This is a genomic window from Streptacidiphilus fuscans (assembly GCF_015690355.1).
Classification (GTDB): Bacteria; Actinomycetota; Actinomycetes; order Streptomycetales; family Streptomycetaceae; genus Streptacidiphilus; species Streptacidiphilus fuscans.
This window is the reverse complement of the sequence record NZ_JADPRT010000003.1, coordinates 215,218-230,230: the sequence shown is the minus strand read 5'-3', so window position 1 is coordinate 230,230 and position 15,013 is coordinate 215,218. Positions and strand designations below refer to the sequence as shown.

Below are 15,013 nucleotides of genomic sequence, written 5' to 3'. Positions count from 1 at the left end.
ACCGTCCTGTCCGGGATGTGTAGGGGACGACGGATGGGTTGAGGTGTTACGGGTGGGACAGAAAACTGCGGGGCAGGAGCGCAGCGGCCTGCTGCTGGGCGTGGCTGCGTACACCTTGTGGGGCTTCTTCCCGCTCTACTGGCCGCTGCTGGAGCCGGCGGGCGCGGGGGAGATCCTCGCCAACCGGATGGTCTGGTCGCTGGTCGTGGCGCTGGTCCTGCTCACCGTGACGCGCAAGTGGGCCTGGATCCGCCCGCTGCTGCGGCAGCCGAAGCGGCTCGCGCTGATCGGCCTGGCCGCCGCGTTCGTCAGCGTCAACTGGGGCATGTACATCTGGGGCGTCAACACCGGCCACGTCGTGGAGACCTCGCTCGGCTACTTCATCAACCCGCTTGTCACCATTGCCTTCGGCGTTTTCATCATGCGGGAACGCCTGCGCCCGTCGCAGTGGGCCGCGGTCGCGATCGGCGCGGTGGCCGTGATCGTGCTGACCGTCGGCTACGGGCAACTGCCGTGGATCGCGCTGACGCTGGCGTTCTCGTTCGCGATCTACGGGCTGATCAAGAAGCAGGTCGGGCTGGGCGGGCTGGAGAGCTTCGCCGTCGAGACCGCTTTCCTCTTCCTGCCCGCGCTCGGCTACCTGCTCTTCCTGGGCGGCGAGGGCCGCTCCAGCTTCACCACGCACGGGCCCGGCCACGCGCTGCTGCTGGTGCTGTGCGGGGTGGTGACGGCCGTCCCGCTGGTGGCCTTCGGTGCGGCGGCGGTGCGGGTGCCGCTGACCACGATCGGGCTGCTCCAGTACCTGGCGCCGGTCTTCCAGTTCCTGCTGGGCATCGCCGTCTTCCACGAGCAGATGCCGGTGACCCGGTGGATCGGCTTCGGGCTGGTCTGGGCGGCGCTGGTGCTGCTGACCGTCGACGGCCTGCGTCAGGCCCGACGGGGTCGTCGGGCGGCGGCAGTTGCCGACCCGGTGCGGGAGCGGCTGCTGGTCACGGAGGAGCAGCAGCCGCTCGCCTAGCGCTGGTTGGGTGTTGGGCGTGATTACTGCAGCTGGAACGTCGCCTGGACCGGGTAGTGGTCGCTGGGCGCGTTGGTGTCCTGCTGGCCCTGGGTCCAACCCGCCTGCGGGTCGAAGTCGGTGGCGACGGAGGGCAGGGAGACCGGGGTGGGGCGGCCCGGCGCGTTGAGGTAGCCGATGTAGTCCAGGCTGTCCTGGTAGTCGACCGGGAACGACTCGACGCCGGACATGTACTGGCACCAGGCCGAGACCGGGCAGTCCATCGTCCACAGCTGCGACGGGTCGGTGGCCGGGGTGCCCAGGACGCCGCCGACCGCGTTCTCCGCGTTGGTGTAGTCGCCGCGCGAAGCGCCGTGGGAGTACTCGACGTTGAGGTCGCCGCCGATCAGCACCGGGGCGGAGGAGCCGACGATGCCGTTGACCCAGCTCTGGATCTCGCCCAGCTGCGCGAGCCGGGTGGCCTGGGTGGTGTCGGTGGAGGTGCCCGACTGGTCGGCCTGGAGGTGGGTGCCGACGACCCAGGTCTTGGCGCCGTTCTTGTCGATCTCGGCCAGCGCCGCGCCCTTGTTGGCGTTGTAGTCCCAGGTGCCGGAGGTCGAGTTGGTGAAGACGTGCGCGTACTGGGCGTCGATCGGGTACTTGGAGAAGATCATCGTGCCGCCGTTGATGACGAACCACGAGTTGGAGCAGTTGCCGTCGACGCCGTTCCAGCCGGAGCCGGAGCAGTCCGCGCCCACCACCGGCGTGTGGTACGGGTAGAGGTCCGCCAGGTCGTTCTCCAGCGTGGTGGTCGAGCTGTCGTTGAAGAGCTCGTCCAGCACCACCACGTCGGCGTCGTGCTTGCGGACGATCGACGCGACGGTCGGGGTGCGTCCGGCGGCGTTCTCGTTCTGCGAACTGTCGACGACCGAGGTGGCCAGGTCGACGTTCCAGGCGAAGACGGAGAGGGTCGAGCCGGAGGTGCCGCCGGTCGCGGCTGCCGCGGTGGCGGCGTGGGCGGTTCCGGTCAGACCGCCGCTGAACACTGCAAGGACGGCTGCCGTGGTGGTGGCGAGAGCGGCGGCGAGCTGGTGGCGCGTGCGCACGTGGTCTCCTCGATGGAGGCGGGCCTGGTGTTTCAGCCCTGGGCATGACAGCCCTGCACGCTACGCAGCGCCGGGGAAGCTCCGGCGAACGGCTTATGGGCAGTGGTGATCCGCCGACCGACGAGTCGGTCGGCGGATCACTTGTCTGAACTAGTGGGCGAGTTGAGGAAGGAATCCTTACTGGCCCTGCCCTACTGCGGCGCTGGTGGTGCCCTACCGCGTCACTGCCCGGCGAGGTTCTCCAGGTACGACGGGGTCACCGCGCCTGCGTACACCGTGCCGTTGGGGGTGAGCAGGACGTTCACCACCTTGGTGGAGAAGAGGGTGCCGCCGTTCACCGGCTTGCCGACCTCCTTGAGGGCGCCCAGCGCGCTGAGTGCGCCCTGGCCGCTCTTGCCGTTCTTGTTCGCGGCCTGCTGCGGGTTGATCTTCCAGACCGTCTGCCAGCCGGAGCCGAGGACCGTCTCGCCGTTGGCGCCCGGCTTCTGGCTCTGCTGGGTCGGGGCCGTCGGTACGCCGTGGTCGGCCTTGCCGTGCATCGTGCCGGCCTGGCCGTGGTCGGCGGTCTGCGCGTTCTTGGTGGTGACCTTGGCGCCCGCCGGAGTGCTGAACTGGAACGCCGAGGCGGCCGGGGTGCCGTAGGAGATGTTCGCGAAGCGGATGTCCGCGATCGCGTCGCTGCCGTCCGCGGGAAGGACCTTGACCTCCAGCGGCAGGTACGTCTTGGCGTCCACCGAGATGTCGACCAGGCCGATGGTGGAGCCGGTGCCCTTGGGCGTGATCTGCAGCGTGTAGACCTGGCGGCCCGCCACCTCGGAGGAGCCGCTGACGGTCACGTTGCTGTAGGGGGTGATCTGGTCCAGGAGCTTGGTCGCGTCCTGCGGCGTGGCGGCGGACGAGGAGGCGTCCGGAGCCTGGCTCTTCTCGCCCTGGCCGACGCCGGTCCAGTGGGTGACCTGGTTGCCCTGGCTGTCGTACGCCCAGGCGTCCGAGCCGTTGCGGACCACCTCGACCGTGCGGCCGGAGTTGGACGCGGTGAAGCTCTGCTTGGTGTCGCCGTCCTTGGCGACCTGCGCGGTGCTCGTGCCGGAGAGCAGGGAGAGCAGCTCCTGCTGCGCCACCTTGCCCTGACCGAACTCCGAGGACTGGCCGGACCCGCCGGACTGCTGCCCGGAGGGGACGCCCGCCGCGCCCGCGGCCGACGCCGCCGCCGACGGCAGGGCGTTCAGCAGCTGCGAGGGTACGCCGAGGTCGACGCTGGACTCGACCGTGCCGGAGAAGGTCTGCACGTTGCTGTTCATGGCGTGGACCAGCAGCTGCTGGGCGGTTATCGGTGGCAGCGTAGGCCCGGCCGCCAGCGCAGTTCCCGCGGCCACGGAGCCCGCGACGGCCGCGACCGCGGCCGACACCGTCAGGACCCGCTTGCGGCTCCAGGCCGCGGTGCTGTTCGACATCCCTCGTCCTTCCGTCCCGTGCGTCGCCGTACTGGCAGTGTTGCCGTTCTTTTCCACGGTGCCATTCAACGCCCTCCGCCAGCCTCGCTGCATCGGCCCGTGGGCGCAATCACGTTTCCACCCGTCGACGTACGTGACCCTGAGGCGGTCTCAGGGTTCCGTGGGATGGTTCCCCGCGCCGGTTCCCGTTTTGGGTTCCGTCTTGCGCTGCACTGCGGGAACCTTCAGGCCCGACAAGTCCGACGCGTAAGGTTTCGTGCATGAAGGATCAGCGGACCAGCACCGTGACCGGCACCGCGTCCAGCGGCGTTACCAGCACCGCCATGCGCCGCGCGCTGCACCGGGCCCGTCAGGGCGTCGCCCTGGACACCGCCGAGGCCGCGGTGCTGCTGCACGCGCGGGGCGAGGATCTGCGCGAACTGTGCGCGGTCGCGGCACGCGTGCGGGACGCGGGGCTCGAAGCCGTCGGGCGGCCCGGCGTGATCACCTACTCGAAGAAGGTCTTCATCCCGCTGACCCGGCTGTGCCGGGACCGCTGTCACTACTGCACCTTCGTCACCGTCCCCGGCAAGCTGCGCCGTGAGGGCCACGGCCTCTACCTCTCGCCGGACGAGGTGCTGGCGATCGCCCGTCAGGGGGCCGCGCTGGCCTGCAAGGAGGCGCTGTTCACCCTCGGCGACCGTCCCGAGGACCGCTGGCCCGAGGCTCGCGAGTGGCTGGACGCGCACGGCTACGACGACACCCTCGCCTACGTCCGGGCCATGTCGATCCGGGTGCTGGAGGAAACCGGCCTGCTGCCGCACCTCAACCCCGGGGTGCTGAGCTGGACCGACTTCCAGCGGCTCAAGCCGGTCGCGCCGTCGATGGGCATGATGCTGGAGACCACCGCCACCCGGCTCTGGTCCGAGCCCGGCGGTCCCCACCACGGCTCCCCGGACAAGGAACCGGCTGTCCGGCTGCGGGTGTTGGAGGACGCGGGCCGCTCGGCGGTGCCGTTCACCAGCGGCATCCTGATCGGCATCGGCGAGACGCGCGAGGAGCGCGCCGACGCCCTCTTCGCGCTGCGCCGGGTGGCCCGGCAGTACCACGGGCTGCAGGAAGTGATCGTGCAGAACTTCCGCGCCAAGCCGGACACGGCGATGCGCGCCATGCCCGACGCCGAGCTGGAGGAGCTGGCCGCGACCATCGCCGTCGCCCGGCTGGTCCTCGGCCCCTCCGCCCGGATCCAGGCCCCGCCGAACCTGGTCGACGAGGAGTACGCGCTGATCATCGACGCGGGCATCGACGACTGGGGCGGCGTCTCGCCGCTCACCCCCGACCACGTCAACCCCGAGCGCCCGTGGCCGCAGATCGACGACCTGGCGGCGCGGACGGCCCGGTCCGGCTTCACGCTGCGCGAGCGGCTGACGGTCTATCCGGAGTACGTGCGACCGGCGCTGCGGGACGGCCACGACGAACCGTGGCTCGACCCGCGCGTGCTCCCGCACGTCCGCGCGCTCGCGGACCCGGAGACCGGGCTGGCCCGGGAGAACGCACTGCCGATCGGACTGCCGTGGCAGGAGCCCGAGGAGGTGTTCGTCGCCTCGGGCCGCACCGAGCTCCACGTCGAGATCGACGCGGACGGACCGGGCGGAGGCAGGACCGGCGACCGCCGCAGCGACTTCGACGAGGTCTACGGCGACTGGGAGGCGCTGCGCGAGGCCGCCGCCGCGTCCGGGGCGCCCGAGCGCCTGGACGGCGACGTGCGCGAGGCCCTCGCCGTCGCCGCCGACGACCCGCGCAGGCTGACGGACGATCAGGCCCTGGCGCTCCTCCACGCCGACGGCCCGGCCCTCGACGCGCTCTGCTCCGTCGCCGACGCCGTCCGCCGCGACACGGTCGGCGACACCGTCACCTACTGCGTGACCCGGAACATCAACTTCACCAACGTCTGCTACACCGGCTGCCGCTTCTGCGCCTTCGCGCAGCGCCGCACCGACGCCGACGCCTACACCCTCTCCCTGGAGCAGGTCGCCGACCGCGCCGAGCAGGCCTGGGAGGTCGGCGCGACCGAGGTCTGCATGCAGGGCGGGATCCACCCGGACCTCCCCGGCACCGCGTACTTCGACATCGCCCGGACGGTCAAGCAGCGCGTGCCCGGCATGCACGTGCACGCCTTCTCGCCGATGGAGGTCGTCAACGGCGCGACGCGGACGGGACTGTCCCTCAGGGACTGGCTCCAGCAGGCCAAGGAGGCCGGTCTGGACACCATCCCCGGCACCGCCGCCGAGATCCTCGACGACGAGGTGCGCTGGGTGCTGACCAAGGGCAAGCTGCCCGCCGCGACCTGGGTCGAGGTCGTGTCCACCGCGCACGAGCTGGACATCCGCTCCTCGTCCACGATGATGTACGGCCACGTCGACCAGCCCCGGCACTGGCTCGGTCATCTGCGGGTGCTCGCCGACATGCAGGACCGCGCGCTCGAACGCGGCAAGGGCGGCTTCACCGAGTTCGTGACCCTGCCGTTCGTGCACACCAACGCGCCGGTCTACCTGGCCGGCATCTCCCGGCCCGGCCCGACCATGCGCGACAACCGCGCGGTGACGGCGATGGCCCGGCTGCTGCTGCACGGGCGGATCCCCAACATCCAGACCAGCTGGGTCAAGCTCGGCACCGAGGGCGCGGCGGAGATGCTCCGCAGCGGCGCCAACGACCTGGGCGGCACGCTGATGGAGGAGACCATCTCCCGGATGGCCGGCTCCTCCTACGGCAGCTACAAGTCCGTCCGGGACCTGGAGGCGGTCGCCGAGGCGGCCGGACGTCCGGCCGCGCAGCGCACCACCCTCTACGGCGAGGTGTCGGCGGAGCGTCGGGCGGCGGCCCTGGCCTCCGACGGCCACCTTCCGGAGCTGCTGCCGGTGCTGGACCAGTAGCGCTCAGAGGTAGCGGTTGGCCAGCATGTCGCGCTGGTCCTCCAGCACCTGCTCCAGCGTCAGGTCGGGCAGGTCCAGTTGGGAGAGGGTGACCTGGGCCGAGGTCGGCTGGGCGTCGGCGGGCAGCCAGTTCTCCGGCTTCCAGGCGTTGCCGCGCATCAGCGACTTCGGGCAGTGCGGGTAGACCTCCTCGATCGCCACCACCAGCGCGCTGACCGGGGGTTTGCCGACGGAGGTCAGCTGGTCCAGCAGCTCGGGCCGGGTGGAGACGCAGGCGCGCCCGTTGATCCGCAGGGTCGTGTCGCGGCCGGGGATGACGAAGAGCAGTCCGATCCGCCCGGTCTCGATGACGTTCTGCAGGGTGTCCAGCCGCTTGTTCCCGGTCGCGTCGGGGATGGCCAGCGTGACGTCGTCCAGCACCGAGACGAATCCGGCCGGGCCGCCCCGCGGGCTGACGTCGGGGTGCCCGGCGGAGTCGGCGCTGCCGACGAAGACCAGTGAGGCGCAGCCGACCAGCGCCCGGGTGTCCTCGGTCAGCCGGTCCCGCACCTTGCGGAACGCGTTCGCGCCCGGCGCGGGGTAGTGGCCGCGCAGCTGCTCGATGCTGGTCACGGCGTCCGCCCGGAGCGCGTCGAACAGGGGGTGAGAGCCGGCGGGCGGTCTGGACCCGGGGGGTGTCGTCATACGAACGACGATATGGGCGCAGTCAAGATCCGTGCAGGTCCACGCCTCAGCAGCGCGCGCGACAGCGGCAGCTCGCGCGTCAGCGCATGAGCTCCCCGGCGTTGACGAGCAGCGACTGGCCGGTGATGGCGCGGGCGCGATCGGAGGCGAGGAAGATCGCGGCCTCGGCGACGTCGCCGTCGGTGGCCAGCTCCGGCAGGACCATCCGCTCGGCCAGGCGTCCGCGCACCTCGTCCTCGGGGACGTTCTCGGAGGCGGACGTCCAGGTCACGTAGGACTCCACCTGCGGGCCCCACATCCAGCCGGGCAGGACGGTGTTGACCCGGATCCGGTCCGGCCCCAGCTCGCGGGCCATCGAGTACATCGCGCTGGTCAGCGCGCCCTTGGACGCCGCGTACGCGGCCTGCCGCACCTGGCTGGGCGCGGCCACCGCGGACTGGGTGCCGATGATGACGACGGCACCGCCGCGTTCGCGCAGCGCGGGGAGGCAGGAGCGCGTCAGCTGAAGGGTGCCGATCAGGTTGACGTCCAGCACGCGGCGCCACTCGTCGAAGTCGGCGTCCGCGATGCCGCCGAAGTGCTGGTCCATGGCGGCGACGTGGACGACCGCGTCGATCCGGCCGAAACGCTCCACGGCGAGGGCGGCGAGCGCGTCGCAGCGGTCCGGGTCGGCGATGTCGGTGCGCTTCCAGGCCGCGCGGCCGGGGTGGTCGGCCTCGATCTGCTCGGCCGCCTTGACCAGGTTCGCCTCGGTCCGGGCGCCGAGCACCACGTTGGCGCCGTCGCGGGCCGCGGCGAGCGCGACCCGCTGACCGAGCCCCGGGCCGACCCCGGAGACCACGACGGTGCGTCCTTCGAGCAGCATGGGTCCGTCCTCCCGCATCCTCGCCCGGTGAACCGACGAGTGAACTGACGATGCGTCAGAGTAGGGCCGCGACGCGGGGAAGGCCAGAGCCGCGCTCTGTCAGATGTCCATCAGGGCCCAGAAGCGCTCGGAGAGTTCGGCGTCGGGCGACTCCTGCCGTCCCGCTTCGGAGGCGGCACTGCTCGCGCTGCTGCCGGCCGCACCGCTGCCGACCGCGCTGCTGTTGCTCGCACTGGTGCTGCCCCACAGCGCGCTGGACGTCGCCCGCTCGCCCGCCAGCGACTTGAGCGCGTGGGTGATCCACTCCTCCGAGAGGGTCGGCACCAGCTCCCTGGCCGGTTCCACCTGGGACTGCCACCGGCCGTCGACCGCCCGGCGCAGCACCTCGTCCAGGCGCTCCTCCCGGCCGCAGGCGCGGACCAGGGCGCGCGGGGAGAGCTGCAGCACCCGGGCCAGGTCCAGGGTCTCGTTGCGGTCGCCGTCCCAGCGCGTCTCCATGGCGGTGTAGTCGCGCACCGAGAGGCGGAGGCGGCGGGCCACCTCCTCCAGCGGCAGGTCGAGAGCGAGACGATAGTCGCGCAGGGTCGTCGCCCGGCCGCCCATCAGCTGCCCCGGCAGGCACCACAGCACCCGCGCCAGGGCGACGAGTTCGCGCTCGGTGGGATGGGTGGCCCCGGTCTCCCAGGCGATGACCAGGGCCGGCGGCACCCGCATGGCATAGGAGTCGGACAGGGCGCGGGCCACCATGGCAGGGCTCAGTCCCAGGGCGCTGCGCACCGCACGGGCGGCGGCGGGGTCGAACGGAACGGGGGAGGCGGGCGCAGAGCCCGCGCGTCTCGACATGTCGGGAGGCTAATCGGGACAAACATGGACCGGACAGCCCAGAAACGTCCAGCGCATCCGGCATGTCGGGTGTTCACACCTGGAGGATCCACCAGGCCCTCGCAGCCCGGTCGTCGTGAAGCGCTTGCCTCGTCCGGACTCTGGGAAGTTGTCAGTATCTGACTTACCGTCAGCTCATGACGGACGATCTGGAGCAGTACACGCAGCTGGCCGCGAGCGGGCCTTATGGCGTCGCCATCGGCAGTGCGCTGATCACCATGGTCGAGCCCTTGCCGGGCCACGAGTACGGCTACAACCGTTGGTACGAGGACGACCACTTCTACGCCGGGGCCATGGCCATGCCCTGGATGTTCGCGGGACGACGCTGGGTCGCCACCCGCGAGCTGCAACTGCTGCGCTATCCGGAGAAGTCGGCCGTGGCCGAGCCCGTCACCGCAGGCTGCTACCTGTCCGTCTACTGGGTCACCGAGGGGCGGCACGACGCCCATATGCGGTGGACCGTGCAGATCAACAAGCGGCTCAACCGGGACGGCCGCGTCTACCGCGACCGCACCCACGTCTTCACCGCGTTCCAGCAGCACGTCAGCACCTACTACCGCGACGGCGCGGCCGGGCCGCGCGACGTCCACGCGCTGGACTTCCCGTACCAGGGACTGGTGTTGCAGGTGATCGACACCGAGAACGCCGAGCAGCGACGCCAGTTGACCGACTGGCTGATGGACCGGCACCTGCCGGCCCGACTGCGCAGCGGCTCACCGGCCGCGATGTGCACGCTCTTCGAGCCGCTGCCGCTGCCGGTGGACAGGATGTCGTACGTGAAGCCGGTGGACGGGACGGACACCCGCCTCACCCTGATCTGGTTCCTGCAACAGGACCCGCGCACCTGCTGGGACGCCTTCACCGGCCTGGACGGGGAGGTGGCCGGTGCGGTTCCCGGTGCGCGGGTGGAGCTGGTGGCGCCGTTCATCCCGACCCTGCCGGGTACGGACACCTATGTGGACGAGCTGCGGTAGCCAACGGTTCCCGGGCGGACGGGAGTTGGCCGAATCTCGCTTGGCCTGTGCATGAGCTGTGCCGGGCATGACAGGCATGAGGGCGCCGGACGGGGACGATCCGTTCCGGCGCCCGGGGGTGGGCCGGCCGAGTCGGGGCTGGTGGGGGAGTCGCTCAGGTCAGGTCGAGGGAACCTGTGGCGACCTCGGCCAGGAAGGACGTCCAGGCCTCGCGACTGAACTCCAGCGAGGGGCCGCTCAGATCCTTGGAGTCGCGGACGTGGACGGCCGCGGCGGGTCGGGCGACCTCGACGCAGGCATTCGCGCCCGAGTAGCTGGACTTGCGCCAGTTGAGGGCCTCAGTGATCATTTCCATCTCCGTTCCGGAAGAGGTGACCGACACACAATCGGCGACTCCCGCGGACGCCGGATCCGGCGCGTTGGATCCAGCACGCCGGATCCGACAAGCGGGTGATCGTGATTGCTGGTGTCAGTCTGCCCACCGGGTCCGGTATCTGGAAACTGTCACCAGTTTCTGTTCACCCGTTGGATAGCTTTTGGAGAAGGCTCGCACTGAGAGCTATGCCCGTGGTGTATGATCGCGCCCCCAGCGATCGTGCGCGCCGGTTTTGCGGACTATCCGTCACTGGGTGTGGTGTTTCGCCACTTTGTCCACAAGCTCCCGGGTCTGCTCCGGCCCGAGGGCCTGCGCCTGGAGATGCTGGTAGAGGCTGGCGTACGCCCGCACATCCGTCTCCTTCTCCAGATACAGGTCGCTCGTCACGCCCTCGAGATAGACGACGGTGGCGTCCGACGCGTCCCGGTACTCCAGGATCGAGAAGTTGGCGGTCATCCCGGGGTGCGCGCCGATGCCGAACGGCAGCACCTGGACGGTGACGTGCGGCAGCGTGCTGGCCTCGATCAGGTACTCCAGCTGTGCCCGCATCGTCTCCGGGCTGCCGACCACCCGGTGCAGGGCGGCCTCGTCGACGACGGCCCAGAGCCGCAGCGGCTCGTCGCTGTTGCGCAACAGCTCCTGGCGGACCATCCGGACGTCCGTCCGCTTGTCGATCTGTCCGGGCTGCGCCTCCGGCTGGATGCCCGAGACGACGGCGTGCGCATAGTCCCGGGTCTGCAGCAGACCAGGGATGAAGAGCGACTCGTACGTCCGGATGCCCACCGCCTCGGCTTCGAGACCGATGTAGACGCTGTACGGGACGTCGCCGAAGGCGTGCCACCAGCCGCGCTGGCGGGACTCCTTGGCCATGGTCATCAGACCGTCGATCATCGACTGGTCGTTGACCCCGTAGACCTCGCAGAGGTCGCGGACGTCACGCTGGCTGATGCTGCGTCGGCCGTTCTCGAGGCGGCTGATCTTCGACTGGGAGACCAGCAGCTGCTGTGCGACCTCCTCCGCGGTGAGGCCCCGTTGCTCGCGGAGCCGTCGCAGCTCTGCGCCGAGACGGCGGCGGCGGACGGTGGGATTGACGCTGCTGGCGGTGGACACGGTCTCTCCTGGGCATCGGTGGTGAGGCACGCCCCTGTGCCAGCAGAATGCCACCTCGACACGCCCTCATGTGGTCCAATCGCCGGGGATGTTGACTAATCCGTTCAAAGACGGAACGATTCTGCGCCCGCGTGCGTCGTTGTGAGCGTGGGCCGTTCTCCCCTGACACTTGGCAGTTCGGTGAAGCTGCGCCTTTCGTTGAGGCCGCGCGTGTCGGCGAGGCCGCATGTGTTGGTGAAGCCGCATGTATTGGTGATGCCGCGCGTGTCGGGCACGCGGGAGAGCGGCGGCGAAGGGTGGTTCGCCGCCGCTCCAGCGCGTGCCGTGCTAGCGCACGCCGGCGCGCACCATCCCGGTGGACACCGACGGTCGGGTGGCGGCCGGTCGTGCCGGGGCGGGTCGGGTGTTGTTCGCCCGGACCTGCGTCGTCGGCAGACCGTTCTGCACGTCCATGACCGCGTGAGCGACCATGCCGCCGAGGGGGTCGTAACGAATCAGATCGCGCAGGCGTGACCGGCACGAGCGGCCTTCGTTACCCGGATAGAGGTGCTTGCCGAGGCCGACCGAGTGGGCCAGCGCGGCCAGTGCGGCGGTACGCGGGTCCGGGGGGACCCCGGTCCGGATCGCCGTGTCGAGCCGTTCCTTGATGGCGCTGTTCGTGCACTCGTCCGACGCCTGGTACCGGGTCGTCGGCAGTACGCCGCACACCTGGCCCGGCACGGCCTTCACCATCTCGCACCGCTCCAGGTGCGCGAGATAGGTCTGGCGCAGGCCCAGTCGCGGGCCGCCGATCCACTGCACGGCGCGTACGGCACTGCCACGTCTGCGCAGCAGTTCGAGCGCGTGATCGAGGGTCGGGTCACCGGTCGGCCGTGGATTGACCACGGTGATCCGGTCCCCGTCCGGGACTATTCGTCCGGCCATGGCCAGCTCGACGAGCTGTGCTCCGGCCAGTCCGAGATCGAGCGTCTGGGGCTGCGCTGTGGTACCCGTGGCCGGGTCCAGAGCGAGCAACAGCAGCTCCTCGGGAATTGTTCTGCGGCTCTTGCCCATCCAAGCCTCCCCGCGTGGATGCACAACAGAGTGACGCCTCTCACACCCTGCTGTCGAGAGGGCCTTGAGAGTGACACGGACCCGTGATCTTTCGGAACCGCCGTACCGCGTGTCCGCGTCTGGCCGAGGAGCGGGGGAATCACGGGGGAATCGCCGGTCGGCGGCCCGGTGAACAGGAATGGCCCCGCGCGTGCAGGAGACTGGTCCCTGCGCGCTTTGTCGACGTCGGTGAGCAGGGCCGATGCGGCAGTCACAGGCAGTTTGCAGGGACAGTCCTGCACGGACGTGCGCAGGTACAGAGGAGGCTGGGTTACGTGGGTGAGTCCCCCGACAGGTCGCAGCGGACCGCGGGCGCGGAGCGGGAGCCGGAACGCGCGGGAAATGATCCCGCTGTCCCCGCTCCGGACGTGGAACCCGCGCCCGAGATCGAGGAAGCGACCGAATCTTCGGTCGACATGCCGACCCGCGTGCTGCGCACGCTCGACGCGGACCCGGAGAAGCCCGAGGCGGAGTCGACGGAGCCCGAAGCGGACACCGAGACCGAGGCTGACACCGAGGCCGAGCCGGAGGCTGAGGCGTCGGAGGCGGAGGAGGCCCCCGAGGACCCCGAAGCCCCCGAGGCTGAGACCGACGCCGCCGAGGAAGAAGCACCGGAGGCGGAAGCAGAGGCGGAAGCCGACGAAGAGGCGCAGCCCGAAGCCGTCGAGGAGTCCGCCGAAGAGCCCACCGACTCCGTCGAGGCGGACGAGCCGACCGCGGACGAGCCCGTCGCCGAGGACACGGACGAGCCGACCGCCGACGCGCCTGCCGATGAAGCGCCCGCCGCCGAGCCCGCTGCCGAAGCGCCTGCCGCCGACGAGCCCGACGACGAGGACGAGACGCGGGCCATGCCCGTCTTCCCGCCGCCGCTCCCGCCGACGCCGCCGGGCGGGTCGCGCGGACCAGGCGGGGCCGGCGGTGGCTCGGGTGCGCCGTCGCCCGAGGCCGTCCCGGCCGGGGCCGGTGCGATGGGGACGGCCACCGCCGTCATGCCGTCGCCGGAGACCACCGCCGAGGCGATGGACATCCTGGCCACGCTGAGCAGCCGGCCGATGACCCCGGCCCGGATCGCGCTGCGGCGGATCCGGCTCTGGGGCACGTTGCTGCTGGCCCTCGTGATCGTGCTCGGCACGGCGCAGTTGCTGCGCCCGATCCCGACGCCGACGCTCCAGTACACCGGAGAGCAGAGCTTCACCTTCTCCGGCGGTACGCCGAACCTCCAGTGGCCGACGGCCGGTCAGGCTGCCGTGGCCGTACCGGGGCTGGGTGTGCTCGGGCACAGCGGGAGCGACAACCAGGTGCCGCTGGCCAGTGTCACCAAGGTGATGACCGCGTACATCGTGCTGCGTGACCACCCGCTCAAGGTCGGCGACCAGGGGCCGATGGTCCCGGTGGACCAGGCGGCGGTGAACGACTACAACACCGGCAAGCCGCAGGGCGAGTCGGTGATGAAGGTCTCGGTCGGCGAGCCGCTGACGGAGTACCAGGCGCTCCAGCTGCTGCTGATCCCGTCCGCCAACAACGTCGCCCGGCTGCTGGGCCGTTGGGACGCGGGCAGTGACGCCGCCTTCGTGCAGAAGATGCAGAGCACCGCGGCCGGCCTCGGCATGACCAAGACGGTCTACACCGACCCGAGCGGTCTGGACGCGACCACCAAGAGCACGGCCAACGACCAGCTCAAGCTGATCGAGGCGGCCATGCAGATGCCGGTCTTCAAGGAGGTCGTCAGCACCCCGTCGTTCAACGCGGCGGAGAACGGCGTCACGCCGAACACCAACACGCTGGTCGGCAGCAACGGCGTCGTCGGCATCAAGACCGGCACCAGCACGGCCGCGCTCGGCAACCTGGTGTGGGCCGCGGAGCAGAACGTCGGGGGCTCGCAGCAGCTGATCCTGGGCGCGGTGCTGAGCCAGCCCGCGACCGGGACGGGGCCGGGGCAGGGCATCCTCGCCCAGGTGCTCCAGAAGAGCCAGCAGCTGATCGTCAGCGCCGAGGGCGCGCTGCAGTCGCACACCGTGATCAAGAAGGGCGACGTCGTCGGGTACGTCGACGACGGTCTTGGCGGGCACACGCCGGTGGTGGCCACCGCGGACGTCAACGTCATCGGTTGGAGCGGTCTGTCGGTGACCATGTCGCTGCAGCCGCTCACGGGGCAGTCCGTCCCGCACACCGCGACCGCCGGGACGACCGTCGGCAACCTGGTCGTGGGCAGCGGCGCGGGAGCGCAGACGATCCCGGTGGCGCTGCAGTCCGCGCTCAGCACTCCGAGCGTCGGCGCGAAGCTCACCCGCCTGACCTGAGCCACCTGACCCGATCCACCTGACCTGACCTTAGCCACCTGACGCTCTCTCAGCTCTCTCGCTGCGTCCTCTGCTCGAAACGGGCCCGTCCGACGGACGGGCCCGTTGTCATGCCCGGGGGCGCAATCTTGACGACATTTCGGACATCTATGCAGGGTTGGAGTGCGAACCAACGGCAGGTGATGTGACGGACCTCTCAGGGGCCGTGGATCGGCTTGAGGTTTGAACTTCGATCTGCCTACGGTCGGCGTCGTTCGCACT

Annotated in this window: 12 protein-coding genes; 4 read left to right on the top strand and 8 right to left on the bottom strand. The window is 70.6% G+C overall.

Annotated elements, in window-relative coordinates; genetic code table 11:
* Positions 1-52: 52 nt before the first annotated feature.
* Positions 53-1,018 (top strand): EamA family transporter RarD, encoded by a 966-nt coding sequence (gene rarD, locus I2501_RS08235; protein ID WP_196193204.1) that lies wholly within the window; start codon positions 53-55, stop codon positions 1,016-1,018.
* A 23-nt stretch (positions 1,019-1,041) separates the two neighbouring features.
* Here rarD and I2501_RS08230 read toward each other — a convergent pair whose 3' ends face one another.
* Both I2501_RS08230 and I2501_RS08225 read right to left on the bottom strand, forming a co-directional pair.
* Positions 1,042-2,103: a sphingomyelin phosphodiesterase gene (locus I2501_RS08230; RefSeq protein ID WP_328806268.1), complete on the bottom strand. Its 1,062-nt coding sequence runs from the start codon at positions 2,101-2,103 to the stop codon at positions 1,042-1,044.
* 221 nt (positions 2,104-2,324) lie between these two features.
* Entirely contained in the window at positions 2,325-3,557 is a 1,233-nt protein-coding gene (locus I2501_RS08225) for a LolA family protein (RefSeq protein ID WP_196193203.1), read from the bottom strand.
* Between the two features lie 260 nt (positions 3,558-3,817).
* Between I2501_RS08225 and I2501_RS08220 the strand changes: the two genes are divergently transcribed.
* Positions 3,818-6,469, top strand: a complete 2,652-nt coding sequence (locus I2501_RS08220) for a bifunctional FO biosynthesis protein CofGH (protein WP_196193202.1) — start codon at positions 3,818-3,820, stop codon at positions 6,467-6,469.
* 3 nt (positions 6,470-6,472) lie between these two features.
* On the opposite strand, the gene I2501_RS08215 is transcribed toward I2501_RS08220, so the two are convergent.
* From I2501_RS08215 to I2501_RS08205, 3 genes are all read right to left on the bottom strand, one after another.
* A complete protein-coding gene (locus I2501_RS08215; protein WP_196193201.1) occupies positions 6,473-7,153 on the bottom strand; it encodes an MSMEG_1061 family FMN-dependent PPOX-type flavoprotein in 681 nt (226 codons plus the stop codon).
* A gap of 79 nt (positions 7,154-7,232) precedes the next feature.
* Positions 7,233-8,018 (bottom strand): SDR family oxidoreductase, encoded by a 786-nt coding sequence (locus I2501_RS08210; RefSeq protein ID WP_196193200.1) that lies wholly within the window; start codon positions 8,016-8,018, stop codon positions 7,233-7,235.
* Positions 8,019-8,117: 99 nt separating this feature from the next.
* A complete protein-coding gene (locus I2501_RS08205; RefSeq protein WP_196193199.1) occupies positions 8,118-8,861 on the bottom strand; it encodes an XRE family transcriptional regulator in 744 nt (247 codons plus the stop codon).
* A 176-nt stretch (positions 8,862-9,037) separates the two neighbouring features.
* On the opposite strand from I2501_RS08205, the gene I2501_RS08200 reads away from it, so the two are divergent.
* The gene (locus tag I2501_RS08200; RefSeq protein WP_196193198.1) at positions 9,038-9,874 is read left to right on the top strand and encodes a hypothetical protein; all 837 of its coding nucleotides are present in this window, start codon (positions 9,038-9,040) and stop codon (positions 9,872-9,874) included.
* Between the two features lie 154 nt (positions 9,875-10,028).
* On the opposite strand, the gene I2501_RS08195 is transcribed toward I2501_RS08200, so the two are convergent.
* The 3 genes from I2501_RS08195 to I2501_RS08185 all read right to left on the bottom strand — a co-directional run bounded on the left by I2501_RS08195 (position 10,029) and on the right by I2501_RS08185 (position 12,413).
* Positions 10,029-10,223 (bottom strand): DUF397 domain-containing protein, encoded by a 195-nt coding sequence (locus I2501_RS08195; RefSeq protein WP_328806267.1) that lies wholly within the window; start codon positions 10,221-10,223, stop codon positions 10,029-10,031.
* A gap of 273 nt (positions 10,224-10,496) precedes the next feature.
* Positions 10,497-11,360 (bottom strand): helix-turn-helix domain-containing protein, encoded by an 864-nt coding sequence (locus I2501_RS08190; RefSeq protein WP_196193196.1) that lies wholly within the window; start codon positions 11,358-11,360, stop codon positions 10,497-10,499.
* Between the two features lie 327 nt (positions 11,361-11,687).
* The gene (locus I2501_RS08185) at positions 11,688-12,413 is read right to left on the bottom strand and encodes a GOLPH3/VPS74 family protein (protein WP_196193195.1); all 726 of its coding nucleotides are present in this window, start codon (positions 12,411-12,413) and stop codon (positions 11,688-11,690) included.
* Positions 12,414-12,727: 314 nt separating this feature from the next.
* Here I2501_RS08185 and I2501_RS40530 point away from each other — a divergent pair, with 314 nt between their 5' ends.
* Positions 12,728-14,752, top strand: a complete 2,025-nt coding sequence (locus I2501_RS40530; protein ID WP_196193194.1) for a D-alanyl-D-alanine carboxypeptidase family protein — start codon at positions 12,728-12,730, stop codon at positions 14,750-14,752.
* Positions 14,753-15,013 lie beyond the last annotated feature (261 nt).

Coding starts and splice junctions, on each gene's coding strand:
- I2501_RS08220 (WP_196193202.1), top strand. CDS start 3,818: ATGAAGGATCAGCGGACCAGCACCGTGACCGGCACCGCGTCCAGCGGC.
- I2501_RS08185 (WP_196193195.1), bottom strand. CDS start 12,413: ATGGGCAAGAGCCGCAGAACAATTCCCGAGGAGCTGCTGTTGCTCGCT.
- I2501_RS08195 (WP_328806267.1), bottom strand. CDS start 10,223: ATGATCACTGAGGCCCTCAACTGGCGCAAGTCCAGCTACTCGGGCGCG.
- I2501_RS08200 (WP_196193198.1), top strand. CDS start 9,038: ATGACGGACGATCTGGAGCAGTACACGCAGCTGGCCGCGAGCGGGCCT.
- I2501_RS08210 (WP_196193200.1), bottom strand. CDS start 8,018: ATGCTGCTCGAAGGACGCACCGTCGTGGTCTCCGGGGTCGGCCCGGGG.
- I2501_RS08205 (WP_196193199.1), bottom strand. CDS start 8,861: ATGTCGAGACGCGCGGGCTCTGCGCCCGCCTCCCCCGTTCCGTTCGAC.
- I2501_RS08225 (WP_196193203.1), bottom strand. CDS start 3,557: ATGTCGAACAGCACCGCGGCCTGGAGCCGCAAGCGGGTCCTGACGGTG.
- I2501_RS08215 (WP_196193201.1), bottom strand. CDS start 7,153: ATGACGACACCCCCCGGGTCCAGACCGCCCGCCGGCTCTCACCCCCTG.